The sequence below is a fragment of the Mycobacterium sp. Panama NTM2 genome (genome assembly GCF_054355555.1).
Genome location: NZ_CM135953.1, coordinates 2562819 through 2588566, shown reverse-complemented (window position 1 = coordinate 2588566; position 25748 = coordinate 2562819). Strand labels below are relative to the sequence as shown.

At 68.9% G+C, this 25748-nt stretch carries 24 protein-coding genes and 1 tRNA gene; 9 read left to right on the top strand and 16 right to left on the bottom strand.

Annotation, left to right across the window (positions count from 1 at the left end; genetic code table 11):
* Positions 1–54 precede the first annotated feature (54 nt).
* From pheT to ACXYX3_RS12370, 4 genes are read right to left on the bottom strand one after another with little or no spacing between them, the layout of a single operon-like run.
* Positions 55–2556, bottom strand: a complete 2502-nt coding sequence (gene pheT, locus ACXYX3_RS12385; protein ID WP_458611867.1) for a phenylalanine--tRNA ligase subunit beta — start codon at positions 2554–2556, stop codon at positions 55–57.
* A complete protein-coding gene (gene pheS / locus ACXYX3_RS12380; protein ID WP_458611866.1) occupies positions 2556–3599 on the bottom strand; it encodes a phenylalanine--tRNA ligase subunit alpha in 1044 nt (347 codons plus the stop codon). Before pheS ends, pheT begins: the two co-directional genes overlap by 1 nt.
* A 30-nt stretch (positions 3600–3629) precedes the next feature.
* Positions 3630–4445, bottom strand: a complete 816-nt coding sequence (locus ACXYX3_RS12375; protein ID WP_458611865.1) for a rhomboid-like protein — start codon at positions 4443–4445, stop codon at positions 3630–3632.
* Between the two features lie 8 nt (positions 4446–4453).
* Positions 4454–5299, bottom strand: coding sequence for an adenylate/guanylate cyclase domain-containing protein (locus ACXYX3_RS12370; protein ID WP_458611864.1), 846 nt, complete (start codon positions 5297–5299; stop codon positions 4454–4456).
* A gap of 133 nt (positions 5300–5432) precedes the next feature.
* Here ACXYX3_RS12370 and ACXYX3_RS12365 point away from each other — a divergent pair, with 133 nt between their 5' ends.
* Both ACXYX3_RS12365 and ACXYX3_RS12360 read left to right on the top strand, forming a co-directional pair.
* Positions 5433–6467: an oxygenase MpaB family protein gene (locus ACXYX3_RS12365; protein ID WP_458611863.1), complete on the top strand. Its 1035-nt coding sequence runs from the start codon at positions 5433–5435 to the stop codon at positions 6465–6467.
* Positions 6468–6503: 36 nt separating this feature from the next.
* Positions 6504–7283, top strand: a complete 780-nt coding sequence (locus ACXYX3_RS12360) for an SDR family NAD(P)-dependent oxidoreductase (protein WP_458611862.1) — start codon at positions 6504–6506, stop codon at positions 7281–7283.
* 1 nt (position 7284) lies between these two features.
* Here the strand turns inward: ACXYX3_RS12360 and ACXYX3_RS12355 are convergent, their stop codons facing one another.
* The 4 genes from ACXYX3_RS12355 to infC are packed head-to-tail and all read right to left on the bottom strand — an operon-like array spanning position 7285 to position 9310.
* Entirely contained in the window at positions 7285–8034 is a 750-nt protein-coding gene (locus ACXYX3_RS12355; RefSeq protein ID WP_241203586.1) for a TrmH family RNA methyltransferase, read from the bottom strand.
* A 23-nt stretch (positions 8035–8057) separates the two neighbouring features.
* Positions 8058–8447, bottom strand: coding sequence for a 50S ribosomal protein L20 (gene rplT, locus ACXYX3_RS12350; protein WP_221361041.1), 390 nt, complete (start codon positions 8445–8447; stop codon positions 8058–8060).
* 53 nt (positions 8448–8500) lie between these two features.
* Complete coding sequence (gene rpmI, locus ACXYX3_RS12345; RefSeq protein ID WP_241203587.1) at positions 8501–8695, bottom strand: 50S ribosomal protein L35; 195 nt, start codon at positions 8693–8695, stop codon at positions 8501–8503.
* Positions 8696–8701: 6 nt separating this feature from the next.
* On the bottom strand, positions 8702–9310 hold the full coding sequence (gene infC, locus ACXYX3_RS12340; RefSeq protein ID WP_458612068.1) for a translation initiation factor IF-3: 609 nt from the start codon (positions 9308–9310) through the stop codon (positions 8702–8704).
* Between the two features lie 252 nt (positions 9311–9562).
* Here infC and ACXYX3_RS12335 point away from each other — a divergent pair, with 252 nt between their 5' ends.
* From ACXYX3_RS12335 to ACXYX3_RS12315, 5 genes are all read left to right on the top strand, one after another.
* Positions 9563–9913, top strand: coding sequence for a DUF1844 domain-containing protein (locus tag ACXYX3_RS12335; RefSeq protein ID WP_458611861.1), 351 nt, complete (start codon positions 9563–9565; stop codon positions 9911–9913).
* A 59-nt stretch (positions 9914–9972) separates the two neighbouring features.
* A complete protein-coding gene (lysX, locus tag ACXYX3_RS12330; protein ID WP_458611860.1) occupies positions 9973–13296 on the top strand; it encodes a bifunctional lysylphosphatidylglycerol synthetase/lysine--tRNA ligase LysX in 3324 nt (1107 codons plus the stop codon).
* A gap of 110 nt (positions 13297–13406) precedes the next feature.
* Positions 13407–14759: an alpha/beta hydrolase-fold protein gene (locus ACXYX3_RS12325; RefSeq protein WP_458612067.1), complete on the top strand. Its 1353-nt coding sequence runs from the start codon at positions 13407–13409 to the stop codon at positions 14757–14759.
* A gap of 23 nt (positions 14760–14782) precedes the next feature.
* Positions 14783–15034 carry a hypothetical protein gene (locus tag ACXYX3_RS12320; RefSeq protein ID WP_458611859.1) on the top strand — a complete coding sequence of 84 codons (252 nt, stop codon included), beginning with the start codon at positions 14783–14785 and terminating at the stop codon, positions 15032–15034.
* 47 nt (positions 15035–15081) lie between these two features.
* Entirely contained in the window at positions 15082–16260 is a 1179-nt protein-coding gene (locus tag ACXYX3_RS12315) for a winged helix DNA-binding domain-containing protein (protein WP_458611858.1), read from the top strand.
* A 3-nt stretch (positions 16261–16263) separates the two neighbouring features.
* Here the strand turns inward: ACXYX3_RS12315 and uvrA are convergent, their stop codons facing one another.
* Positions 16264–19167 carry an excinuclease ABC subunit UvrA gene (uvrA, locus tag ACXYX3_RS12310; RefSeq protein ID WP_458611857.1) on the bottom strand — a complete coding sequence of 968 codons (2904 nt, stop codon included), beginning with the start codon at positions 19165–19167 and terminating at the stop codon, positions 16264–16266.
* A gap of 138 nt (positions 19168–19305) precedes the next feature.
* Here uvrA and ACXYX3_RS12305 point away from each other — a divergent pair, with 138 nt between their 5' ends.
* Positions 19306–19995: an MBL fold metallo-hydrolase gene (locus ACXYX3_RS12305; RefSeq protein ID WP_458611856.1), complete on the top strand. Its 690-nt coding sequence runs from the start codon at positions 19306–19308 to the stop codon at positions 19993–19995.
* A 35-nt stretch (positions 19996–20030) separates the two neighbouring features.
* Positions 20031–20933, top strand: a complete 903-nt coding sequence (locus ACXYX3_RS12300) for a fructose bisphosphate aldolase (protein ID WP_458611855.1) — start codon at positions 20031–20033, stop codon at positions 20931–20933.
* A gap of 58 nt (positions 20934–20991) precedes the next feature.
* Here ACXYX3_RS12300 and ACXYX3_RS12295 read toward each other — a convergent pair whose 3' ends face one another.
* The 7 genes from ACXYX3_RS12295 to ACXYX3_RS12265 form a co-directional block, all read right to left on the bottom strand.
* The gene (locus ACXYX3_RS12295; protein WP_241203597.1) at positions 20992–21435 is read right to left on the bottom strand and encodes a universal stress protein; all 444 of its coding nucleotides are present in this window, start codon (positions 21433–21435) and stop codon (positions 20992–20994) included.
* Between the two features lie 181 nt (positions 21436–21616).
* The gene (locus ACXYX3_RS12290) at positions 21617–22480 is read right to left on the bottom strand and encodes a hypothetical protein (protein WP_458611854.1); all 864 of its coding nucleotides are present in this window, start codon (positions 22478–22480) and stop codon (positions 21617–21619) included.
* A 170-nt stretch (positions 22481–22650) separates the two neighbouring features.
* A complete protein-coding gene (locus ACXYX3_RS12285) occupies positions 22651–23328 on the bottom strand; it encodes a cutinase family protein (protein ID WP_458611853.1) in 678 nt (225 codons plus the stop codon).
* A 164-nt stretch (positions 23329–23492) separates the two neighbouring features.
* Positions 23493–23813 (bottom strand): DMT family transporter, encoded by a 321-nt coding sequence (locus ACXYX3_RS12280; protein ID WP_241203600.1) that lies wholly within the window; start codon positions 23811–23813, stop codon positions 23493–23495.
* The gene (locus ACXYX3_RS12275) at positions 23813–24157 is read right to left on the bottom strand and encodes a DMT family transporter (RefSeq protein WP_458611852.1); all 345 of its coding nucleotides are present in this window, start codon (positions 24155–24157) and stop codon (positions 23813–23815) included. The genes ACXYX3_RS12280 and ACXYX3_RS12275 overlap by 1 nt, the downstream gene beginning before the upstream one ends.
* Positions 24158–24188: 31 nt before the next feature.
* Positions 24189–24259: transfer RNA gene (locus ACXYX3_RS12270), tRNA-Cys, on the bottom strand.
* Positions 24260–24308: 49 nt separating this feature from the next.
* Complete coding sequence (locus ACXYX3_RS12265) at positions 24309–25748, bottom strand: MFS transporter (RefSeq protein WP_458611851.1); 1440 nt, start codon at positions 25746–25748, stop codon at positions 24309–24311.

Here is a 25748-nt window from a genome sequence, read left to right as displayed (position 1 = left end):
GCCACGATCCTTGCATGCTTATGCAGCAACATGCAAATTCATTATTGATGCTGGTCAGCGCCGCTGCTGAGCACCTACCGCGCCGGCCGCCGCGGCCACCGCCGCATCGCGCGCCGCACTCGCCTCGTCCTCGGTCAACGTACGGTCGGCGGCCCGGAAGCGCAGCGCCAACGCCAGCGACTTACGCCCCTCGCCGACCTGCGGTCCGGCGTAGACGTCGAAGAGTCGGACGTCTTCGAGCAGCTCGCCCGCGCCGTCGCGCACCGCGTCGACGACCCGCTGTGCCGGCACCTCCTCGTCGACGACGAGCGCGACGTCCTGGAACACTGCGGGGAACGGTGAGACGCGCGGAGCCGGGAGCAGCTCGGTGATCGGCACCGCGTCGAGGTCCACTTCCAGCGCGCAGGTGCCCTTCGGCAGACCGGAGCGCTCGATCACGGCGGGATGCAACTGGCCGGCGTGTCCGACGACGGTGTCTCCCAGACAGATTGCGGCGCACCGTCCGGGGTGCCACGGCAGGTACTCGGCGCTGCGCAGCGTGAAGTCCACGCCGGCAGCCCGCCCGATGATCCGGACCGCCTCGAACGCGTCGAACGGCTCGACCGCGCGTCCCGGGCCCCAGGGGCCGGCAGGCTCGCGCAACCCGGCGAGTACCGCACCGACGTGCTGCGGCTGGCGCGGCAGCGACGCGTCCAGTGTCGCGATCTCGTCATCGGTGGGGCGCCGGTCGGTGGGGATGCGATCCACCGCGCGCGTCGCGGTGGTGGGCTCGACGACCTGCGCCAGCGCGAACAGGGCCACATCGGCTGCTCCGCGGGAGACGTTGCGGCTCAACGCCTCCAGCAGGCCGGGAAGCAGTGTGGTGGCCAGCGCGGGTCGGTCGGACTCCAGCGGGTTGAGCACCCGGGTGGTGTGCCGGCGTGGGTCGTCGGCCGGCAGACCCCACTGGTCGAAGATTCCGGCGGGCAGGAACGGCGTCGGCAGGATCTCGACGAATCCGCCGAGGGCGAGCCCCTTTCCGATCGCCCGGCGCCGCTTCTGCACCGGCGTCAGGCCGCGCCCGCCGGGTGCGGCGGGCAGCACCGACGGGACGGCGTCGAGGCCTTCGAGCCGCATCACCTCTTCGACCAGATCGGCGGGCTCGCGCAGGTCGGGCCGCCAGCTCGGCGGTACGGCCGTGAGTTCGCCGCCGTCGACGGTGACCGTCGCACCGATCTGCGTCAGCCGCCGCTCCGCGGCTCCAGCCGGGTACTCGACCCCGGCCAGGCGATCGGGCAGGTCGACGGGCATCCGCACCGGGGCGGGTGACCAATCCTGCCGGGGCGGTTCCCCGCGCCAGTCGGTGAGCGTCGGTTGCACTGCTCCGCCGGCGATCTCGGCCAGCAGTGCGGCTCCCCTGTCCAGTGCCGCGACCGAGATCGCGGGATCCACGGTGCGCTCGTAACGGCGACCGGCCTCGCTGTGCAGTCGCAGCCGGCGCTGTGTCCGCGATACCGCGGCGGGATCCCAGACCGCGGCCTCGAGCAGGACGTCGGTGGTGCTGTCACGCACCTCGGTGGTGCCGGCGCCCATGACCCCACCGATCGCGGCAGTGGCCGCGTCGTCGACGATCAGGACGTCGGCCGGATCGAGCCGACGCTCGACGTCGTCGAGCGTGACCACTGTCTCCCCCGGCTCGGCGAAACGTACCCGGAAGCCGCCGCGGATCAGGCTGCGGTCGTGCGCGTGCATCGGGTGGCCGAGCTCGAGCATGACGTAGTTGGTCACGTCGACGGCCGGCGAGATCGCACGAATCCCGCTGAGCAGCAGGCGCCGTCGCATCCACCACGGCGAGACCGCCGCCGGGTCGATGCCGGTGACCGGGCGCAGTGCGAAGCGTTGCACGCCGGCGGCGGGATCGATCGTCACCGGCAGCGCGTCACCCTCGTTCGGCAGCGCGGGCACGCCGAGCGCCGGATCGACGTAGTCCAGGTCGTAGGCGTTGGCGATCTCGCGGGCCATGCCGCGCACCGACAGGCAGTAGCCGCGGTCCGGGGTGATCGCGAGATTGAACACCACGTCGTCGAGCCCGAGGACCTCGTGGGCGGAGTCGCCCGGTGCAGCGGTGCCCGGCGGCAGCACCAGGATCCCGGAGTGGTCGGCGCCGAGGTTGAGCTCGGCCGACGAGCAGATCATGCCGTCGGATGTGCGGCCGTAGGTCTTGCGGGTGGCGATCGTGAACTCGCCGGGCAGCACGGTGCCGGGCAGTGCCACGACCACCAGGTCGTCGACGGCGAAATTCGTTGCACCGCAGACGATGTCGCGCGGCTCGCCCTCGACATTGTGTGAGCCGACGTCGACCTTGACCGCCCTGATGGGCTTCTTGAACTCGGTGAGTTCCTCGATCGCGACGACGCGGCCGATGGTCAGCGGGCCCCGTACCGGTCCGACCGGGATGATCTCCTCGACCTCGTGGCCGATCCGGATCAGTGTCTGCTCGAGCTCCTCGGGGGTCACGTCCCAGCCGGGAGCCCCGGCCGCCACGACGTCGCGCAGCCAGCTGTAGGGAAGACGCATCAGGCGCCCACCCCGAACGGCAGCGAGAAGCGCACGTCACCTTCGACCATGTCGCGCATGTCCGGGATGCCGTTGCGGAACTGCAGGGTGCGCTCCAACCCCATGCCGAACGCGAAGCCCGAGTACTCGTCGGGGTCGATCCCGCACGCGCGCAACACATTCGGGTTCACCATGCCGCAGCCGCCCCATTCGACCCAGCCGGGGCCACCCTTCTTGTTCGGGAACCAGACGTCGACCTCGGCCGACGGTTCGGTGAACGGGAAGAAGTGCGGCCGCAGCCGAGTCCGCCCCTGCGGCCCGAACTGGGCACGCGCGAACGCGTCCAGCGTGCCGCGCAGGTTCGCCATGGTCAGTCCTTTGTCGACGGCCAGTCCCTCCACCTGGTGGAAGACCGGTGTGTGGGTGGCGTCGAGTTCGTCGGTGCGAAAGGTGCGTCCGATCGAGACGATGTAGACCGGCAGCTCACGGTCGAGCAGTGCGCGGATCTGCACCGGGGACGTGTGGGTGCGCAGCACCTGGCGGGAGCCGTCGGGCGCCACGTGAAAGGTGTCCTGTTCGCTGCGAGCAGGGTGATCGGGCGGGAAGTTCAACGCGTCGAAGTTGAACTGCTCGGTCTCCACTTCCGGACCCTCGGCCAGTTCCCACCCCATCGCGACGAAGGTGTCGGCGACGTGCTCGGCCAGCAGTGTGATCGGGTGCCGGGCGCCGATCGGGTGCCGCGTCGAGGGCAGCGTCACATCGATGCGCTCGGCGACCAGTACCGCGGCGTCACGTTCGGCGCGCAGCGCGGCGAGCCGCTCGTCGTAGGCGCTCTGCGCTGCGGTCCGAGCGACGTTGACCCGCTTGCCCGCGTCGGCCCGCTCGGTCTTGGGCAGAGTGCCCAGCGCCTGCCGCGCCAACGCGATCGGCGACCGGTCACCGAGGTGGTCGGTCTTCGCGCGCGCCAGCTCGTCGAGCGTCGCAGCCTCGGCGAAGGCGCGACCGGCTGCGCCGACCGCATCGGTCAACGCATCGTCGGTGAGGTTCCCTGGCTGATCAGCCACCCGGCGATCATAGGCGATGGCTCGTTGCCCTCACGCCGTGGTCGACGAGCCGCCGCGGTCGTGGCACTCCGACCGGGTGACCGCGTCGGCGGGCCGCCGTCGCGCGTGCCGCAGGCGTTCGACACCGGCGGCGATGAGTGCTCCCATGGTGCCCGCGGCGGCGCCTTCGATGACGCCGACGACACCGTCAGCGAGTATCAGGAACGCAAACGCCGCACCGACGCACAGCAGCGCCGCGGTGGCCGGCGACCAGCGTGGCGCTGCGCGCAACCGTGTCGAGACGACCATGCCTAGGGCCAGCGCCACCGCATGCCCGATGTCGGTGAAGCCACCGCCACCGGTCACCACGACAACCGCCGCCGCACACCAGAATCCGATCCAGGCGGCCCGCCATCGATCCGGTACTGCCGCGGTGAGCACGCCGACCACCGCCATCGCGCCGTAGCTCATGCCGACGTCGGAGGCACGGGCGATCGACGCCGGCAGCCAGTCGAGTTCGACGGCGGCGACCAGTCCCGCCGCCACCAGCAGGGTCGCCCCGACGTGGCCGGTAGCGAACGTGAGTGCGGTCCGGCCGCCCCCGAGTGTCAACTCGGCCACCAACAGCAGGCAGACCAGGCCGGGCAGCCACAGGTAGATCGGGCCGGCGTCGACGACGAAGGCGCTGCTGATCAACGTGCCGAACCGGCCGCGGCTGAGGTTGTGCAGGTTCGTGCTGGCGTGCCGGATCAGCGCGTCGTGCATGGACGGGTCCATCCGCACCATCGCGGCGGTGACGACAGACACCAGCACGGCGTAGCTCAGGGTGAACCCCGCCCTGCGGACGACCAGCCATCCGGACCGCACCGTGTCCACTATGCGCCGGACGCGGCGCCGTCGCGGTCCTCGTCACCTGCCAACTGCCTGCGAGTTCTCAGCCGGTACATCACGAAGTCGTCGGGCACGCCGTCCTGCTTGCCCGCGAACACGGGCTTGCGGAGCCGCTTGGCGGTGACGCCCAGACGGTCGAGTTCCTCCTCCGGGACGCGCTCCAGCGTCGCTGCCGAGACCACCAGCTCACCCCGGGTCGCGCGTTCCATCACCCGGGCGGCGAGGTTGACGTCGATGCCCAACCAGTCCGAGCCGATCCGTTGCGGCCTGCCCGTATGGATCCCCACCCGCATGCGGGGCGTGTAGCCGTCGAGCTCGACGGTCCTGATCGCCTCCCGGGCGAGGAGGACGGCGCTCAGCGCCGTGGGCGGATCGGCGAACACCGCCATCAGCCCGTCACCCATGCGTTTGACGATGTGTCCGCCGGCCTCCAGAAGCGGCGGTTCCACCACCTGCGCCACGCGGCGCAGCAACCGCAGCGTCGCATCGTCTCCGGCGCGCAACGACCAGGCGGAGAACCCGACGAGATCGGTGAACACGAGCGTCACCTCGTCGTTGGCGGGCCGGCCCGACACACGCTCGGTCAGGGCTTGCCACACCTGCAGCGCGCCGAGGCTCACTTCGCGCGTCAGTGCCTCGCGTTCGAGCAGCCGGTCGGCCGCCCGCGCAGCTGCGCGTGGACCGCCCACACCGGCAGTCGACAGCGGATCACCGAACTCGGGATCCCCGGGCAGAGCGCGGCGGGCGCGCCGCAGGAAGGCGACGGCCCCGGCGTGGTGGTTGACCGTGCGCAGCCACCTCAGTGGGCCCGACGCGTCACTGTCCTCCACAGGGGTCAGCGTAATCCAGCGCGACGTGGGTGATGAATGACCAGGTCACGCGTGCGCGGCCGCGCGGTGGCGGCTGGATAACGGCCACCACCCTGCCATAGACAACGGTCGTTGTCAGCCATAGCGTGAGCTGATGGGATCTCCGGCGGCGGCGCAGCGTCCTTCGGCATCGGACCCGTTGGGGCCGGACTCGTTGACGTGGAAGTACTTCGGCGACGTCCGCACCGGCATGCTCGGCGTCTGGATCGGCGCGATCCAGAACATGTACCCCGCGCTCGGCGCGGGCGTCGAGGATCACTCGATTCTTCTGCGGGAGCCGTTGCAACGGGTCGCCCGCTCGGTCTACCCGATCATGGGCGTCGTCTACGACGGTGACCGCGCCGCCCAGACCGGCGCGCAGATCAAGGGGTACCACGCCACGATCAAGGGCGTCGACGCGAAAGGCCGCCGCTACCACGCGCTCGACCCCGACACCTTCTACTGGGCGCACGCCACGTTCTTCATGCTGATCATCAAGACCGCCGAGTACTTCTGCGGCGGGCTCACCGAGGCCGAGAAGCGGCAGCTGTTCGACGAACACGTGCAGTGGTACCGCATGTACGGCATGAGCATGCGGCCGGTGCCCGGCACGTGGGAGGAGTTCTGCGAGTACTGGGACCGCACCTGTCGCGACGAGCTGGAGATCAACCGGGCCACCCGCGACATCTTCTCGATCCGCATCCCCAAACCCCGCTTCGTGCTGATGCCGACGCCGCTGTGGGACCAGATGTTCAAGCCGATGGTCGGGGCGCAGCGCTGGATCGCGGCAGGGCTGTTCGACCCGGCGGTCCGGGAGAAGGCCGGCCTGCGGTGGACACCGGGCGACGAGGTGTTGCTGCGGCTGTTCGGCAAACTGGTCGAACTCGCCTTCGTCGCAGTCCCCGACGAGATCCGGTTGCACCCGCGCGCGGTGGCCGCGTACCGGCGCGCCGACGGCACGGCCGCCCCGGATTCCCCGCTCGTGGAGGCGCCCGCGTTCATGGGGCCGCCGCGGGACCGCCGCGGCATGCCCATGCACTACGTGCCTCACGGCAAGACGCTCCTGGACCGTGCGGGCGCATTGGTGCACACCACGTTCGCGCTGGCGGCGTTGCGGCCGGGACGTCCGCGAACCCGCACGGCGGCCTGACACAATGGGCGCTTCGAGGGACGAAGGAGCGCCACGGTGGAATTCAGCAACAGCACGGCGTTGATCACCGGCGCCAGCGGTGGGATCGGCGAGGAGTTCGCGATCCAGCTCGCGGCGCGCGGCGCCGATCTGATCCTGGTGGCCCGCCGCGCCGACCGGCTCGAAGCTCTGCGGGAGAGTCTGCTGGCACGCCACCCGGGCATCGTCGTCGACGTCGTCACGGCCGATCTCGCGGTGGCGGTGTCCGGCGCCCAGCTGGCCGCTGAGATCAGCGAGCTCGGCCGCACCGTGGACATCCTGGTCAACAACGCCGGCATCGGCTTGCACGGCGCCTTCCACACCCAGGATCCCGACGCGAATGCCGGTGCCGTGCAACTCAATTGCGGGACGGTGGTCGATCTGACAGCGCGCTACCTGCCCGCCATGGTCGAGCGACGCCACGGCGTGGTCATCAACGTGGCGTCCACAGCGGCATTCCAACCGACCCCCGGCATGGCCGTCTACGGCGCGACGAAGGCGTTCGTGCTGTCGTTCTCCGAAGCGCTCTGGCAGGAGAATCGCAAGACCGGCGTACGCATTCTCGCGCTGTGCCCCGGTGCCACGGAGACGGAGTTCTTCGACCGCACCGGCGAGAGGTTCATGACCGACGGGCGCCAAAGCGTGACCGAGGTCGTCGAGACCGCGCTGGCCGCACTGGACAAGTCGACGCCCACCGTGGTCTCCGGCCTCAAGAACGCCATCCTTGCCTCCGGGTACCGCGTCGCGCCACGCAGGCTGCTTCTCGCGGTGTCGGAGCGCATGCTCAAGGCCCAGTAGTTCAGCTCTGCGCGGCCCGACGACTGCGCGCCGACGCGTAGAGGCAGATGGCCGCAGCCGAGGCCACGTTGAGGCTCTCCGCCTCCCCTGCCATGGGAATGCGCACCCGCGCGGTGGCCAGCGCGGCGACCTCGTCGGGCAGGCCGTGAGCCTCGGGACCGAACAGCCACGCTGTCGGCGCCGCGTCGACGTCGTCGACGCTCGCATCCCCGTCGAGAACCGTGGCCAAGATCTGCAGGCCCGCGACCTTCAGTCGCGAAAGCAGCTGCAGCACATCGGGTTCGCTCAGCACCGGAACCGAGAAGATGCTGCCCGCCGAAGCACGCAGGCATTTGCCGTTGTAGGGGTCGACGCTCTCGCCGGCGAGCACGACGGCGTCGGCGCCCATGGCGTCGGCCACCCGGATCAGCGTTCCGGCGTTGCCGGGCTCGGAGATGCCGACCGGAACGGCCAGCATCGTCGGCCGCGCGGCCAGCACGCCGTCCAGGTCGACGGTCGGCTGCTCGCACACCGCGACGAGCCCCACCGGAGTCACGGTGTCGGACAACGCTTTCGCGGCCTTCTCCGTGACCAGCTCGACTGTCGTCCCGGTCAGCAGGTCAGCGAATCGCTCCGCCGCGGCCTCGGTGGCGAACACCTCGGAAACGAGTCCGCGCCGCAACGCTGCCTCCACGAGGTTGGGTCCCTCGGCGAGAAAGCGTGCGGCGCGGCGGCGCCCGGTGTGGCGGTGCAGTTTGACCGCGGCCACCACCCGAGCAGAACGCTCGGTAAGGGTCAGGCAGCCTCACCCGACGGTGCGTTGACATCCTCCGGCAGCGCCGCCTTGGCGGCCTCTGCCAGCGCGGCGAACGCGGCCGGATCGCTGACCGCGATCTCGGCCAGGTTCTTGCGGTCCACCTCGATGCCTGCGGCCTTGAGGCCCTGGATGAGGCGGTTGTAGGTGATGTCGTTGGCCCGTGCGGCGGCGTTGATGCGCGAGATCCACAGCTTGCGGAATTCGCCCTTGCGAGCACGCCGGTCACGGTAGGCATAAGTCAACGAGTGCAGCTGCTGCTCTTTGGCCTTGCGGTACAGGCGGGACCGCTGTCCGCGGTAGCCCTTGGAGGCCTTGAGTACGGTGCGCCGCTTCTTCTGCGCGTTGACTGCGCGCTTCACGCGTGCCATGGGTGTGTCCTATCTGGGTCGGGTAAGGGAAAGGGCGCGGGCGCCCGAAAGAGTCAGCCGTTGAGCATCTTCGCGACACGCTTGGTGTCGTTGGCAGCCACCGCCGTGCGGCCGGCGAGCCGGCGGGTACGCGTGGACGGCTTGTGCTCGAGCAGGTGCCTGCGGTTGGCCTTCTGGCGGACGATCTTGCCGGTCCCGGTCTTACGGAACCGCTTCGAAGCGCCGCTGTGGGTCTTCGCCTTGGGCATGTTTCCTCAGTTCTTCTGTGTGTCGGTCTGGGTGTCGGCGGCCGTGGTGGCGCGTTGTTGCGCCGGCGCGTCCGCATCGTGCGCCGCCTTGGCACGAGTCTTCGCGCCGCGGTGCGGGGCCAGCACCATCGTCATGTTGCGGCCATCCTGCTTCGCGGACGTCTCGACGAAGCCGTAATCGGCGACGTCGGCGCCCAGGCGCTGCAGGAGGCGGAAACCCAGTTCGGGCCGCGACTGTTCGCGGCCGCGGAACATGATCGTCACCTTGACCTTCGACCCGGCTTCGAGGAAGCGGATGACGTGACCCTTCTTGGTCTCGTAGTCATGCGGGTCGATCTTGGGACGGAGTTTCTGTTCCTTGACGACGGTCTGCTGCTGGTTCTTGCGAGACTCGCGAGCCTTCTGCGCCGTCTCGTACTTGAACTTCCCGTAGTCCATGATCTTGCACACGGGCGGCTTGGCGTCCGGCGCTACTTCCACGAGGTCGAGATCGGCGTCGGCGGCGACGCGGAGTGCATCTTCGATGCGCACGATGCCTACCTGTTCACCGCCCGGTCCGATCAGACGGACTTCAGGTACGCGGATGCGCTCGTTGACGCGGGTCTCAGTGCTGATGGGGCCTCCCGGGGTAGATCCTGTTGTCATCACAGAGTCCCCGCCCCGGCGGCACACGTCCCCCATGGGAACGAATAAGCCCTGCTCACAGCAGGGCCCAAAGCCGACCAGGCCGGATACCGGTGACGTCGTCACCGATGTCCGGACCGGACCGCACTACCTTGTATCGATCATCGGCAGGCGGTGGGAGTGGGACTCCACTTGCTGTCCCTGGCCTCAGCCGGGACGGTCGCGCATGCCAGTCTAGCAGGCATGACCGATAGCTCTGAACATCCCGAAGCGCCCGCACGCGAACTGGCCGACGTGCCCGCGGTCGAGGTGATCACTCGCGCGGCGGTGATGCTCATGAGTGCGGCCGCGGAGAAGCTGGGCCTGTCCGCCGACGATCCGGACGACAGCCCCCACCGCGACCTCGACGAGGCACGGCGCCTGATCACGGCGCTGGCGGGGCTGGTGTCGGCCTCGGCGGAGTACCTGGGTCCGCATGCCGGCCCGGTCCGTGACGGCCTCAAGAGTCTGCAGCTGGCGTTCCGCGAGGGTAGCGCCGCACCGGATGAGCCCGGCAAAGGTCCCGGCGAGAAGTACACCGGCCCCGTCTGGTGAACCCGGCGCGCGGCCGACTTGCAGCCGCGACGCAGCGTGAGGGCCTATCCTCGCGCCCTATGACCACCACTGGCCTCGCCAGGACACGTCCCGCGACCAGTTTCGGCTGGGTGCCTGCTGCAGCCGGTTGGATCGTCGGCGTCATCGCGACGCTGTCGCTGCTGGCGAGCATCTCCCCGTTCATTCGCTCGGCGATCAAGATGCCGCGCGAGTTCGTCGACGACTACATCTTCAACTTCCCCGACACCAGCTTCGCCTGGGCGTTCGTCCTCGTCCTGCTGGCGGCGGCGTTGGCCGCCCGCAAACGCATCGCGCTGTGGATCCTGACCGGCTACATGGTCGCCGCCGCGGGGTGGAACCTCCTCGAGTTGATCGACGGCGGCGAGCGCTGGTTCGAGAAGGTCGGCGAGATCGTCGGTCTCGGGTTCCACGTCGTCGCGGTGGTGTGTCTGGTGCTGGCGCGTCACCAGTTCTGGGCGCGGGTCCGTCGCGGCGCGCTGCTCAAGGCGGCACTCGTGCTCCTCGCCGGCATGACGGTGGGCACCCTGGTCGGGTGGGGCCTGCTGGAGCTGTTCCCGGGCTCGCTGGCCCGCTCCGACCGGTTCTGGTACGCACTGAACCGCGTGGGCGCGTTCGCCGGCGCGGATGCGGACACCTTCGCCGGCCACCCACACGTGTTGGTCAATGCGCTGCTCGGTCTCTTCGGTGCACTCGCGCTGATGGTCGCCGCGATCGTGCTCTTCCAATCGCAACGCGCCGACAACGCGCTGACCGGTGAGGACGAATCGGCGATCCGCGGCCTGCTGGAACTGTTCGGCAAGAACGATTCGCTCGGCTACTTCGCCACCCGCCGCGACAAGGCCGTCGTCTTCGCCCCCAACGGCCGCGCCGCGATAACCTATCGCGTCGAGGTCGGGGTGTGTCTGGCCAGCGGCGACCCGGTCGGCGATCCGCGGGCCTGGCCCGCCGCGATCGCCGCATGGCTTGCGCTGTGCGAGACCTACGGATGGGCGCCGGGGGTGATGGGGGCGAGTTCCACGGCGGCCCAAGCGTTCCGCGAGGCCGGGCTGAGTGCGCTGCAACTCGGTGACGAGGCGATCCTGCACCCCGACGACTTCCGCCTCTCCGGGCCCGACATGCGTGCTGTGCGGCAGGCCGTGACCCGGGCCCGCCGCGCCGGTGTCACGGTGCGGATGCGCCGCCATCGGGATCTGTCCGCCGAGGAGATGGCGGCGGTGATCGAGCGCGCCGACGCCTGGCGCGATACCGACGACGAACGCGGCTTCTCGATGGCGCTGGGCCGGCTCGGTGACCCCGCGGACGGCGACTGCCTGCTGGTCGAGGCCATTCAACAGTCCGGCGACGCCGGCGACACTGCGGTGGTCGCGATGCTCTCACTGGTGCCGTGGGGCACCAACGGGGTGTCGCTGGACCTGATGCGCCGCGCCCCGGAATCACCCAACGGCACCATCGAGTTGATGGTCAGCGAGTTGTGCCTGCAGGCCGAGGAGATCGGCGTGACCCGGGTGTCGCTGAACTTCGCGATGTTCCGGTCGGCGTTCGAGCAGGGCGCCCAACTCGGCGCAGGGCCGGTGGCCCGCATGTGGCGGGCCCTGCTGGTGTTCTTCTCCCGGTGGTGGCAGTTGGAGACGCTGTACCGGTCCAACATGAAGTACCAGCCGGAGTGGGTGCCGCGGTACGCGTGCTACGAGGAGGCGCGTCTGGTTCCTCGCGTCGGAGTGGCCTCCGTCATCGCCGAAGGCTTTCTGGTGCTTCCGTTCTCGCGTCGCCACGAACAACCCCACACCGGCCATCACACCGCGGTGCCCGGTGCGCTGATCGCCACCGGTGCGTTGCACAGCGACGGCACCGCACCCGACCTCGACGGGCTGCGCGCCGACGCGCCGGCCGAGGGCACCGCACCCCGGCTGCCCGAGCAGGTGCGCGTCCGCATGGCCAAGCTGAAGGCGCTGCAGGACGACGGCGTCGACGCCTACCCGGTGGGCAGTCCGCCCAGCCACACGGTGGTCCAGGCCCTCGAAAGCCCCGAGGGCGCAGCGGTGACCGTGGCCGGGCGGGTGCTGCGGCTTCGCGACTACGGCGGCGTGCTGTTCGTCGAATTGCGGGACTGGTCGGGCGATGTGCAACTGCTGCTGGACAACTCACTGCTCGAATCGGGATGTACCGCCGATTTCACCCGAACCATCGACCTCGGAGACCTCATCGAGGTGAGCGGCACGATGGGGCACAGCCGAAACGGCACCTGGTCGCTGCTGACGGGGCGCTGGCGGCTGATCGGCAAATGCCTGCGCCCGCTGCCCGACAAGTGGAAGGGCATGACCGATCAGGAAGCCAAGGTGCGCGCCCGCTACGTCGACCTCGCGGTCAACACGGATGCGCGCGAGCTGATCCGAGCGCGCAGCGCGGTTCTGCACGCGATCCGGGAGACATTGGTGGGCAAGGGCTTTCTCGAAGTCGAGACGCCCATTCTGCAGCAGATCCACGGCGGCGCGAACGCTCGACCGTTTCTCACCCACATCAACGCCTACGACCTCGACCTGTACCTGCGCATCGCCCCCGAGCTCTATCTCAAGCGATTGTGCGTCGGCGGTGTGGAGCGGGTCTTCGAACTCGGCCGCGCGTTCCGCAACGAGGGCGTGGACTTCAGCCACAACCCCGAGTTCACGCTGCTGGAGGCCTATCAGGCGCACGCCGACTACCGGGTGTGGATCGACGGTGCACGGGAACTGATCCAGAATGCCGCCCAGGCGGCCAACGGCGAGCAGGTGTTCTGGCGTCCGCGCGAGGACGGCACCCTGGAGCCGGTCGACATCTCCGGGCCGTGGCGGGTCACCACCGTGCACGACGCCGTGTCGGGGGCACTGGGTGAACACATCACGCCCGAGACGGATCTGGGCACCCTGCGCCGGCTCTGCGACAAGGCCACGATCCCCTATCTCAATCACTGGGACACCGGCGCCGTCGTGCTCGAGATGTACGAGCACCTCGTCGAAGACCGCACCGAGGCGCCGACGTTCTACACCGACTTCCCCACCTCGGTGTCCCCGCTCACCCGTCCGCATCGCAGCATCGCGGGGGTCGCCGAGCGCTGGGACCTGGTGGCCTGGGGCGTCGAACTGGGCACGGCCTACAGCGAACTCACCGATCCGGTGGAGCAGCGCCGCCGTTTGCAGGAGCAGTCACTGCTGGCAGCAGGCGGTGATCCGGAGGCGATGGAACTCGACGAGGACTTCCTCCAGGCGATGGAGTACGCCATGCCTCCCACCGGCGGGCTGGGCATGGGCGTGGATCGCGTCGTGATGATGATCACCGGCCGCAGCATCCGCGAAACACTGCCGTTCCCGCTCGCCAAACCGCGTTAGCAGCAAGGACACAGCCTGCTCCAAGCTTCGGGCGTCAAGGTGGAGCCGTGACGACGTCCGGTCCGTTCTCCCTGACCTTCTGGGAATCCACTCGCCACCATCTGTCGCTGATGCACGGGTGGTTGCCCGCCGTCGTGCAGGTCTTGGCAATCGTCGCCCTGGTCACCGCCATCGGCTGGCGCACCCGGCGCTGGCGGATGGTGTGGCTCCCGTGGTCGGCGGTCATCGGGGTGATGCTGACCGTGGGCGCGTACTGGTACACCGAGACAGCCGGTGTCGCTGATGACACGAACCCGGCACCGCAGACGTTGTGGGTGTGGATCGCGTTGTCCGGCATCGCATTCGGCGTACTGGTGTCGGGCTGGCGCGACGCACAGTGGTGGCGCCGGGCGGTGGCCCTGGCCGCAGTTCCGCTGTGCGCGCTGTGTGCCGCGCTGGCGCTCAACCTGTGGACGGGCTACTTCCCCACCGTGCAGACCGCGTGGAGTCAACTCACCGCGGGCCCGCTGCCCGACCAGACCGACCCGGTGACGGTCAAGTCGATGCAGCGCACTCACACGATTCCGATCAAGGGCAGCGTCGTGCCCGTCGACATCCCCGACACCGCATCGGGTTTCAAACACCGCGGCGAGTTCGTCTACCTGCCGCCCGCCTGGTACGCCACGGATCCGGCGCCATTACTACCGACGATCATGATGATCGGCGGAGAGTTCAACACCCCGGCGGACTGGATGCGCGCAGGTAATGCGATCAAGATCCTCGACGACTTCGCGGCGGCTCACCATGGTGCGGCGCCCGTCGTCGTGTTCGTCGACCCGGGTGGTGCGTTCAACAACGACACCGAATGCGTCAACGGGGCACGAGGCCAGTCGGCCGACCACCTGACACGCGACGTGGTGCCCTACATGAAGGCGAACTTCGGCGTCAGCCCGGCCGCGGCGAACTGGGGTGTGGTCGGCTGGTCGATGGGTGGCACCTGTGCGGTGGACCTGGCGGTGATGCATCCCGACATGTTCAGCGCGTTCGAGGACATCGCCGGTGATCTCGCCCCGAATTCGGGGAACAAGGCCCAGACTGTGGCCCGCCTGTTCGGTGGCAACAGTGCCGCCTACGCGTCGTTCGATCCGAGTGCGGTCATCAGCCGGCACGGCCCCTACCGCGGGGTGCAGGGCTGGTTCGACGTCAACGGCCCGCTGCCCGGGTCGGGCGCCGGCAAGCCGAACGACCAGGCGATCGCCGCCTCGACGCTCTGCGCCCTGGGCAACCGGTCCGGCATCGACTGCGCCGTGATCAACCAAGCCGGCAACCACGACTGGCCTTTCGCCTCCGCCGCGTTCGCGACCGCGCTGCCGTGGATGGCCGGTGCGATCGGCACGCCGGGGGTGGCGCCGGTGGCGCTGCCCGCCAGTCCGCAGGCGCCTCCCCCGCCGGCGGCCATGGCGGAAAAGGCGGCCGCCCGCTAGCGGGCAGCGGTAGCGTGGGGCACATGTCCGACGACGCCGCGATCCCTGCCGAGAGCGGTTACACCGAGGACGGGGTCCCGACATTCGACGCGGTTCGGGAGAAGATCGAGAACCGATACGCGACATCGCTGGGATCGGCTGAGTTGGCCGCCGAGACCCCAGAAGGCCGGACCGCGGCCGAGCAGTACGACGCGCGGCAGCGCGCGGCCGCCGAGAGGTTGGCCCAGATCCGGCGGTCGATGCGGGGCGAACAGACCGACACCGACACCGAGTAGCGCTGTCGATCCCTGCGTCGGCACCGGCCGGAAGGCTAGGGTCGGGCGTGCGCACCATCACCGTCGAGCAGCGCCGGGCCCGGCTGGCGCACCGTCACCTGTTGAGTCCGCCTGCGGCAGCGTCGGCGACGGTGTCCGACGTCACCGAGCGGCTGGTCGCCTTGCACGCCACCGATCCCGCGACGCCGTATCTGTCACTGTGGGCGCGGCTTCCGGATTTCGCGCACGACGACCTCGACGTCGCGCTGTACCGGGACCGCTCGGTGGTCAAGCACCTCGCGATGCGCAGGACGCTGTGGGTGGTGCGGCCCGCGGACCTACCCGCGGTGCAGGCGGCGGCCAGTGACCGAGTGGCCGTCAACGAGGCGCGGCGACTGGCCGCCGATGTGGAACGCGCCGGGGTCGCCGGCGACGGCGCGGCCTGGCTGGCCACCGCGAGCGCCGCAGTGCTCCGCCATCTTCGGGACGAAGGCCCCTGCAGCGCACGGGAACTGCGCGAAGCGTTGACCGAACTCACCGGTACCTACAACCCCGCACCGGGGAAGGCCTACGGCGCGGAAGGGCATCTGGCGCCGCGGGTCCTGACGGTGCTCTCCGCGCGCGGTGACATCGTGCGCGGGGTCAACGACGGGGGGTGGCTGACCTCGCGGCCGCGGTGGACGGCCACCGAGACGTGGCTGTCCGATCTCGGGACCGCCGCGGACGCCGACACCGCGAGCGCCGGCTTGGTGCGCCGCTGGCTGGCGACCTTCGGCCCCGCGACGCTCACCGACATCAAGTGGTGGTTCGGGGCGACCCTGACGTGGGCTCGAAAGACATTGTCCGCCATCAATGCTGAAGAAGTACTGCTGGACGCCGACACCGGGTATGTGCTGCCGGGCGACGTTGACAGCCCGGCGGACGAGCCGGCCGCCGAGCCGTGGTGCGCCCTGCTGCCGTCACTGGATCCCACGACGATGGGCTGGTTCGACCGGGACTGGTACCTCGGCCCGCACCGGGCCGAGGTGTTCGACCGCAACGGCAATGCGGGGCCCACCGCGTGGGTCGACGGCCGCGTGGTGGGCGCTTGGCGGCAGGACGACGCCGGCCGCGTCGAGCTGGTCCTGCTGGAGAAGGTCGGGCGTCGCGCGGCGTCAGCGCTCGAGGCCCGTGCAGAGGAGCTGACCACCTGGCTCGGCGGCGTGCGGGTCAGCCCGCGGTTCCCGTCCCCGGCGTCGAAGCGCTGAGGTTCAGGCGCTGACCTTCCTGCGTGAGCGTGCTTTCGGTTTCGGCCGCGCCACTCCGAGGGTCTCGGCGAGGAAGTGACCGGTGTAGCTGTCCGGGTTGACCGCCACGTCTTCCGGAGTGCCCGTGGCCACCACGGTGCCACCGCCGGAACCGCCTTCGGGCCCCATGTCCACGATCCAGTCCGAGGTCTTGATGACATCGAGGTTGTGCTCGATGACGATGACCGTATTGCCTTTGTCCACAAGGCCGTTGATCACGGTCAGCAGCTTACGGATGTCCTCGAAGTGCAGACCCGTGGTCGGCTCGTCGAGGATGTAGATGGTCCGGCCGGTCGACCGCTTCTGCAACTCGGAGGCCAGTTTCACGCGCTGCGCCTCGCCACCCGACAGCGTCGGCGCCGGCTGCCCGAGCCGCACGTAGCCGAGGCCGACGTCGACGAGCGTCTTGAGATAACGGTGAATCGAGCTGATCGGCGCGAAGAACTCCGCCGCCTCCTCGATCGACATGTCGAGCACCTCGGCGATCGTCTTACCCTTGTAGTGCACCTCGAGGGTCTCGCGGTTGTAGCGCGCACCTTGGCACACCTCGCACGGCACGTACACGTCGGGGAGGAAGTTCATCTCGATCTTGATGGTGCCGTCACCCGAACACGCCTCGCAGCGGCCACCTTTGACGTTGAACGAGAAGCGCCCGGGCTGATACCCGCGCACCTTCGCCTCCGTCGTCGCGGCGAACAACGTCCGGATCTTGTCGAACACCCCGGTGTAGGTGGCCGGGTTCGAGCGCGGTGTGCGGCCGATCGGTGACTGGTCGACCCGCACCAGCTTGTCCAGGTGATCCAGGCCGTTGACGCGGGTGTGTCGGCCCGGCACCAGCCGGGCGCCGTTGAGCTTGTTGGCCAGCACAGACGCCAGGATGTCGTTGACGAGCGTCGACTTGCCGGACCCGGACACCCCGGTCACCGAGGTCAGCACACCGAGCGGGAACGCCACGTCGATCTCGCGCAGGTTGTGCTCGCGCGCCCCGACGACGGTGAGCTGACGCTTCTTGTCGGGCACCCGGCGCAGCTCGGGGACCTCGATCTCCTCTTTGCCCGACAGGTAGGCGCCGGTGATCGACTCCGGGTTGTTCAGCAGATCTTGATAGGTACCGCTGTGCACGATCTGGCCGCCGTGCTCACCGGCGGCGGGGCCGATGTCGACCACCCAGTCCGCGTGGGCGATGGTGTCGAGATCGTGCTCGACGACGATCAGTGTGTTGCCGAGGTCGCGCAGCCGCACCAGCGTGTCGATCAGGCGGCGATTGTCCCGCTGATGAAGGCCGATCGACGGCTCGTCGAGCACGTAGAGCACGCCGACGAGACCGGATCCGATCTGGGTGGCCAACCGGATGCGTTGGGCCTCACCGCCGGACAGGGTGCCCGCGGCCCGCGACAGCGACAGATAATCCAGGCCGACGTCGAGCAGGAAGCCCAGTCGGGACTGGATCTCCTTGAGCACCTGTCCCGCGATCGCGGCCTCGCGGGTGCCGAGGGTGAGCGCGTTGAGGAACGCCGCGCAGTCGGCGATCGACAGTTCCGCGACCTCGGCGATCGACTTGGGGCCGTACTCGCCGGCCGTCATCGTCACGGCGAGGATCTCGGGCTTGAGGCGGGTGCCCTGGCATTCGGGGCACGGCACATCGCGCATGAAGCCCTCGAGGCGCTCCTTCATCTGCTCGGAGTCGGTCTGTTCCATGCGACGCTGCAGGAACGCCATCACGCCTTCGAAGTCGGCGTAGTAGGACCGGGTGCGGCCGTAGCGGTTCTTGTACCGCACGTGCACCTGCTCGTCGCAGCCTTCGAGAATCGCCTTGCGCGCCTTGGCCGGCAACTTCTTCCACGGGGTGTTCACGTCGAAGCCGAGCTGGTCACCCAGGCCGGCGAGCATGCGGGTGAAGTACTCGGCGGTGTGTCCCATCGACCACGGCGCGATCGCACCCTCGGCCAGTGTCAGATCGGGATCGGGCACCACCAGGTCGGGGTCGACCTCCTTGCGGATGCCGAGCCCGGTGCACTCGGGGCAGGCGCCGTACGGCGAGTTGAACGAGAACGACCGCGGTTCGAGATCGTCGACGGCCAGCGCGTGACCGTTGGGACAGGCCAGCTTCTCGGAGAACCGCTGCTCGCGGTGGGGATGGTCGTCTTCGCGGTCGACGAACTCGAGCACCACGATGCCGTCGGCGAGGTTGAGCGCAGTCTCGACCGAATCGGTGAGCCGTTGCTTGGCCGACGCCTTGACGGTGAGGCGGTCGACGACCACCTCGATGTCGTGCTTCTCCTGCTTCTTGAGCTTCGGCGGATCCGTGAGCGGATGCACCACGCCGTCGACGCGAACACGGCTGTAGCCCTGGGTGTTCAGCTTGTCGAACAGGTCCACGAACTCGCCCTTACGGGTGCGCACGACCGGCGCGAGGACCTGGAACCGCAACCCCTCGTCCATCGCGAGGACCTGGTCGACGATCTGCTGCGGCGTCTGCCTCGCGATCCGCTCCCCGCAGACGGGGCAGTGCGGGGTGCCGGCGCGCGCGTAGAGCAGACGCAGGTAGTCGTAGACCTCGGTGATGGTGCCCACCGTCGAGCGCGGGTTGCGGTTGGTGGACTTCTGATCGATCGAGACGGCCGGCGAGAGGCCCTCGATGAAGTCGACATCGGGCTTGTCCATCTGGCCCAGGAACTGCCGGGCGTAGGCCGACAACGACTCCACGTAGCGCCGCTGCCCCTCGGCGAAGATCGTGTCGAACGCCAGCGACGACTTGCCGGACCCCGACAGCCCGGTGAACACGATCATCGCGTCGCGCGGCAGGTCCAGATCGACGCCACGCAGATTGTGCTCCCGGGCACCTTTGACAACTAGGCGGTCAGCCACGATGTCCTTTCCCTCCGAGAAGGAGATGTGCCCGATGCGTCCTGGCAGACGCAGTACAGGCCCATGCTAAGTCGACCCACCGACAGCTTTCACCCGCGGTGGCGGCCAGGGCCGCGCAGCGAAGTAACGTGGGTCACCATGACCGTCGTCGACGACAACTACACCGGCCACGTCGAGCCGCACACCGCGGCGCGGCGCACTCTGCCCGGCGCGTCCATCGTCAAAGCCTCGGTGGGTCCCATGGACAACAACGCGTACCTGGTGACCTGTTCCCACACCGGCGAGACGCTACTCATCGACGCCGCCAACGACGCCGAGATACTGCGTGACCTGATCGCCGATCATGCGCCGACCCTCTCGTTGATCGTCACCACCCACCAACACCAGGACCACTGGATGGCGCTCGCGGACGTGGCCGACGCCACGGGTGTGCCCACCGCCGCGCACCGGCTCGACGCCGATCCGTTGCCGATCACCCCCCAGCGCATGCTCGCCGACGGCGATCGCATCGACGTCGGAGACCTGCATCTCGACGTCATCCACCTGCGGGGCCACACGCCCGGATCGGTGGCGCTGGCGTTGCGCGGCGCCGACACCGGAGAGGATGGCGAGGACCGGGTGCACCTGTTCACCGGGGACTGCCTGTTTCCCGGTGGGGTCGGCAAGACCTGGAAGGAAGGGGACTTCGAACAGCTGCTGGGTGATGTGACCAGTCGCGTGTTCGACGTCTTCGCAGATTCGACCGTCGTGTATCCAGGACACGGCGACGACACCACCCTCGGAGCCGAACGTCCACACCTGGACGAGTGGCGCGAACGCGGTTGGTGACCGCGTTCGATGTCGAGGGCCATCAGGAAGGGAACATGAACACCACCGATCAGTTCAACCCCGAACAGTTCAGCAAGGTGCAGCGTGGCGCCGGCTTCATCGCCGCCCTGGACCAGAGCGGCGGCAGCACGCCCAAGGCGCTGAAGCTGTACGGCATCGACGAGGACGCCTACTCCGGCGATGCGCAGATGTTCGACCTCGTGCACCAGATGCGGACCCGCATCATCACCAGCCCGAGCTTCGCCGGCGATCGGATTCTGGGCGCGATCCTGTTCGAGGACACGATGGATCGCGAGGTCGAGGGCCGACCGACGGCCGATTACCTGTGGAACGTCAAGAACGTCGTACCGTTCCTGAAGGTGGACAAGGGCCTGGCCGACGAGCAGGACGGCGCGCAGGTCATGAAGCCCATCCCCGGACTCGACGACCTGCTTGCTCGCGCACGCGACAAGGGCGTCTTCGGGACGAAGATGCGTTCGGTCATCAAGGCGCCCGGCGCCGGTCTGCAGTCCGTCGTCGACCAGCAGTTCGAGGTCGGCAAGCAGATCCTCGCTGCGGGCCTGCTACCGATCATCGAGCCCGAGGTCGACATCCACAGCCCGCAGAAGGCCGAGGCCGAGGACCAGCTGAAGGCCGCGCTGTCGGCGAGCCTGGACGCGCTCGACGAGGGACAGACCGTGATGCTCAAGCTGACACTGCCCAGCGTCGACAACCTGTACCGCGAACTGGTCGACCACCCGAAGGTGGTGCGCGTGGTCGCGCTGTCCGGCGGGTACGACCGCGACGAGGCCTGCGACAAGCTCGCCGCCAACCACGGCGTGATCGCGAGCTTCTCGCGCGCCTTGACAGAGGGATTGACCGCTCAGCAGAGCGACGATGAGTTCAACGCGACGCTGGACGCGGCGATCACCGCGATCGCCAAGGCGTCAGCGACCTGAACCCGCCGACGCAAAAACCCTGGGCTGGTGCTCCGGCCCAGGGTTTTTTGCTCGAGCGTCAGGACGTGTGGACGATCAACACGTCGGATTTGGCCCGGCGGGCGACGTTGGCCGGAACGGACCCGAGCAGTCGGCCGGCGATGGTGCTGAGGCCGACGTTGCCGACCACCAGCAGGTCGGCGCCGACCTGCTCGACGAGTTCGACGAGGGCGTCGACCGGGGCACCGACGACGGCCTTCTCTTCGATGTCCTGTGCGCCAGCAGCTTTCGCCCGGTCGCGCGCCTCACGCAGGATCGCGTAGATCGGGGCGTTGCCGGACATCTTGTAGCCCTCGTCCTTGAGCAGGTCCGCCGCGCGCTGATCTTCGCCCTGCGGGAAGTACGCCGTCGAGACGATCAGTTTGGCGCCCGCGCCGGCTGCGATCTGGCCGGCACGATCCACCGCGCGCAACGACGAGTCCGAACCGTCCGTGCCGACCACCACGGTTTGGTAGGCGCTCATTCATATCCTCCCGATGTGAGTTGCTGCTCTGCCATTCCCAGGCCAATCGTGACAGTAACCCGGTATCCGGCGAACATGGGTGCGAATCACGACACCCGTGCGCCATTTGCCCAGGATCGGCGTGCCGCCCGCTGGCAACGTCACGCTGAGGGTGGCGGGGTGACGCGTCCGACACGACCGCTCACCAGGCGGTGCCTTCACACACCAGATCCTGCGGGATCGGGAGGCCACCGGGGAAGACGGGCAGAGGGGCGGCCGTGTCGGCCGCCGGCACGGTCACCGGAACCACGGGCGCTGCCGCCGGCACTGCCACCGGGACGACGGGAACGGCGGGGCCGGGCAACGGCGCTGCAACGTCTGAGGCATGCAGGACGGGCGCCGCAGTGACGTCATCCACCGCAGCTGCAGCTGACAGCGGCGTCGCCTCGGCCGGCGGCAGTACTGCGGGTGCCGGCGCCGGGGGAAGCGACACGGGCGCCGACTCCGCGGCGACAGGCTCCGCCGGTGCCACGTCGGGCAATGGAGCCTGCGGCACAGGCATTTCCGCCGGGACGGCAGGCGGCGCCGCGGGAGGGGGTGCCACCGGCCCGTCGGGTACGGGGGCAGCCGCTTGCACCACCGGTGCGACGGGAGGTGCGACAGCGGGGGCGTCAGGGACGACAACCGGCACGGGCGGCAGCGCCGGCGGCACTGCGGCCGGCACGACGGCGGTGGCCTGCTCGACGGCGGTGGCCTGCTCGACGATCTGATCGACGGGTGCGGGCGCGGGCCCGGGAGCAGCCGCTGCGGCGAGACCATGCGGCACCACACCGACAGGCGCCTCGGAAACCCCCTCGGGGACAACGGTTTCAGGGACGACACTGGTGAGCGCGTTGGTGGCGGTTTCGAGAACGTCCGCCACCGGTGGCGGCTCGGCCGCCAACTGCTGAAGCAGGTCCAGGCACGGCACTCCCGGGCTGGGCTGTGCGGCCGCGACGGCGATCGATCCTACGAGCTGGGTCAGTGCGAGTACGGCCAGTACTGCCCTACTCGGGACTAGGGTCATCTTGCCTGGCATGACCTTCCTGCGTTCTCGACGACCCCCCGCCGAGAAGAAACTAGCGCCTCGACTCCACATCGGCTGACCGGGTTACCGAACAGTGACGCCGTAGCGTCCATTCGGTGACCGCACCGGCGCACATCAATGAAATATGTTGACTGTCACTGCAATTGACGTCAGCTGGCGATCCCGGTCACGCGCCGCGCAGCGAACGTCGCCGCCTCGTCGATCATGCCGTTCCAGATATACGAATAGTGAGCGAACATGTCGAACCCTTTGGAGCAGTAGGGATCGTTGTTCGCACACAGGTCGATGGTCCTGTTGCCGTAGAGCGGACTCAGCGTGGTCAACGGGCCGAGGTTGGCGTAGTCGCGGGAAGGGTTACCGAAGACCGCGATCGCCGAGACGTGGTCGACCATCGCGTCGGGCAGCGGCGAGGGCGTGAAGAACCACAGCTTCTTCTTGCCGATGGTGATGAGATCGATCACCCCGGCGCCCTGGGAGATTCCGCCGAGCACGATCTTGGTCGTGGGACACATGCCGGCGATGTACTGCACATGTTTGTTGGCGTCGACAGCGCCCTCGGAGGTCGATTTCGAGAAATCCCAGCTGGCGGAGTAGTCGACCGCGTAGGCCTCGATCTTCTTGGCGCTCAACTTCTTCTGCAGTGCTTTGACGAACAGCGTGCCCACCGGGCCGAAGCCCGGCTTGTCGCTGGTGCCCCGCGCGAACACCACTTCGACGTCCGGGCAGGAAGCCGCCGCAGCGATCGGTGCGCGAACGGTGATGGCGCACAGCGCGAGCGCGCTGGTGACCGCGATTCCGATCGCACGGGCTGCCTGGCGAGTGCTCACGCGAACACGGTGGCACAGTTTCAGCAAACATTGCAGCTCGGCGACTCAATGGTGATCGTTACGTTGCCGAACTGTGTTGCGACGACGCTATAAACCGTTGCTACGTGCCGTTATTCGCCGACGGACTTTCGCTCAGCGGATACGTTCTTACGCACACGTCGATGTCAATGGGCGGCGCCGAGCTCGACGAGCAGCACGCCAGCCACGATCAACGCCATCCCGGCGAGCATCGTGCGAGTGAGCGGTTCGCGGAAAAGGATCCGCGATGCGGCGGCCGTCAGCGCCACGCCCGCTGCAGCCCAGATGCCGTAGGCGATGCCGAGCGGCATTCCGCGCTGCAACGACGCGGAGAGCAAGGTGAAGGCGACGACGTAGCCGACGATCACGACGCCGTAGAAGGCGCGACGCCCGCCCGCGGCCACCCGCAACGCCAGGGTGCCGGTGACCTCGGAAACGATGGCCGCCGTGAGCAGGACGTATTGCACTAGGGTCCACCGGCCGGAGTGTCGTCGATGTGGCGCGAACCCATCTCCACCAGCAGCACACCGCCGATGATGAAGGCCATGCCGATACCCATCACCACGGTGAACGCCTCACCGAAGACGACCGACGACAGGATCGCGGTGAGCGCCACGCCGATCGCACCCCAGATGCCGTAGGCGACGCCGAGTCCCATACCGCGCTTGAGGACGAGTGCGAGGAACACGAACGAGGCGAGGTATCCACCGACCACGACGACGTAGAGCCCGGGGGTGCTGACGGCCGCTTTCAGCGACAACGTCGCGGCGACCTCACTGACGATGGCGCAGAGCAGGAGAAGCCACGTCATGAGGTCTCAAGGTACCCGGACACTTCGTGCGAGCGGATGACGGGATTCGAACCCGTGTAAACGGCTTTGCAGGCCGGTGCCTAGCCACTCAGCCACACCCGCACTGCCCGCCACTCTGCCTGCCCGCGCCCGCGTCAGCCCAGGCTTGAACTCACCGTGATCCTTGACCCGGCACGGGGCGGCCGCTGCGGATCGCCGCGACGACCGCCGACGCTGCCAGCGCCGCGAACACCGCGAACAGCCAGTGCGCTGCGGTCGCGTCGCCTCGGTCGGAGACGTTGACCACCACGCCGGCCAGCGCGGCTCCGAACGCCCCGCAGATCACCTGCACGGTGTTGATGGCCGCCGCGGCCGCGGGCCCTTCGGCGGGGTCGCGCACCTTGCTCATCGCCCACGCCGACAGATGCGGCCACGCCATGCCGATACCCGAACCGGTGATCACCAGAGACAGCGCCCACGCCGCGACGAAGGCGGCGGATGCGTCCTGCCGCTGCGTCAGCGCACCGACCGTCAGACCCACCGCCATCACCAGCGGCGCCACCGCCACCACCCGCACGATCACCGCCGGCCTGCTCACCGACGCGCTGGTGATCTCCCCCGCCGTCCACCCCACCGCCAGGCCGGCGCCGAGAAAACCCGCGGCGAGTGGGGCGAGATGCGCGAGCCGCTGCGCGAACAACGGCACGTACATGTCCACCATGGTCGCGGCCATCAACGTGCCCAGCGTCAGGTAGATCCACTTGAGCGGCCCCGGAATGAAAGCGCTCGGCGGCAACACCGCGGCGCGAGCCCGGCGGTCGAGGATCACGAACACCGGGATCAGCGCGAGACCGGCCGCCACCAGCCCCGCCGTGGCTCGCACGTCATGCGGGACCCCGGCTGACGACACCAGCAGGGCGGCCGTGCCGAGGAGTACCAAGGACCGGACCGGAACCCCGGCCCGCGTCGACGCTGCCGCATCGTCGGCCCGGCGACCGGGCAACGCCACCGGCACCAACACCGACATCGCGGTCGTCATCACCACGAGCACTCCGAAAGCCCAACGCCACGAACCGAACTGAGCGAACAACCCGCCGGCCGCCGGTCCGATCAGGGTGCCAACACCCCACATGGCGGACACCAGGGCGGAGGCTTTGGTCCACAGTCTGGCGGGCAGCGCTGTGTTGATGACGGCGTATCCGAGCCCGGCCAACATGCCGCCGGCCGCACCCTGCACGGCCCGGCCGAGGAGTAGCAGCTCCATCGTGGGGGCCAGCGCGCACGCCAGGCTGCCGACGCCGAACATGCTCAGCCCGAACAGATATGACCGACGCGGTCCCCACCGCATCAGGACCGCGTGCACCGTGGTCGCAGCCACCACCGATCCGACCAGATACACCGTGGTGACCCAGGCGTAGAGCCGTTGCCCGCCGATGTCGGCGACCGCGCTGGGCATCAGGCTGATCGTGAGGAACTCGTTGGTCGCATACAACGCCACGCCCCCGGCGAGCACGGTCGAGGCGCCCAGATACCGCGGCCCGAGAAGATCGCGCCACGTACCGGCGTTCTGATGGCCCGCCGCGACCTTGTCAGCGTCGTCGATGTCAGTCAC

Bases quoted from the DNA above. Each gene is read 5' to 3' on its own strand.
- ACXYX3_RS12305 (WP_458611856.1), top strand. From the start codon at position 19,306: ATGACCGTCGTCGACGACAACTACACCGGCCACGTCGAGCCGCACACC.
- ACXYX3_RS12365 (WP_458611863.1), top strand. From the start codon at position 5,433: ATGGGATCTCCGGCGGCGGCGCAGCGTCCTTCGGCATCGGACCCGTTG.
- ACXYX3_RS12335 (WP_458611861.1), top strand. From the start codon at position 9,563: ATGACCGATAGCTCTGAACATCCCGAAGCGCCCGCACGCGAACTGGCC.
- ACXYX3_RS12290 (WP_458611854.1), bottom strand. From the start codon at position 22,480: ATGACCCTAGTCCCGAGTAGGGCAGTACTGGCCGTACTCGCACTGACC.
- ACXYX3_RS12295 (WP_241203597.1), bottom strand. From the start codon at position 21,435: ATGAGCGCCTACCAAACCGTGGTGGTCGGCACGGACGGTTCGGACTCG.
- rplT (WP_221361041.1), bottom strand. From the start codon at position 8,447: ATGGCACGCGTGAAGCGCGCAGTCAACGCGCAGAAGAAGCGGCGCACC.
- lysX (WP_458611860.1), top strand. From the start codon at position 9,973: ATGACCACCACTGGCCTCGCCAGGACACGTCCCGCGACCAGTTTCGGC.
- ACXYX3_RS12275 (WP_458611852.1), bottom strand. From the start codon at position 24,157: ATGACGTGGCTTCTCCTGCTCTGCGCCATCGTCAGTGAGGTCGCCGCG.
- rpmI (WP_241203587.1), bottom strand. From the start codon at position 8,695: ATGCCCAAGGCGAAGACCCACAGCGGCGCTTCGAAGCGGTTCCGTAAG.
- ACXYX3_RS12320 (WP_458611859.1), top strand. From the start codon at position 14,783: ATGTCCGACGACGCCGCGATCCCTGCCGAGAGCGGTTACACCGAGGAC.
- ACXYX3_RS12325 (WP_458612067.1), top strand. From the start codon at position 13,407: ATGCACGGGTGGTTGCCCGCCGTCGTGCAGGTCTTGGCAATCGTCGCC.
- ACXYX3_RS12300 (WP_458611855.1), top strand. From the start codon at position 20,031: ATGAACACCACCGATCAGTTCAACCCCGAACAGTTCAGCAAGGTGCAG.
- pheT (WP_458611867.1), bottom strand. From the start codon at position 2,556: ATGCGTCTTCCCTACAGCTGGCTGCGCGACGTCGTGGCGGCCGGGGCT.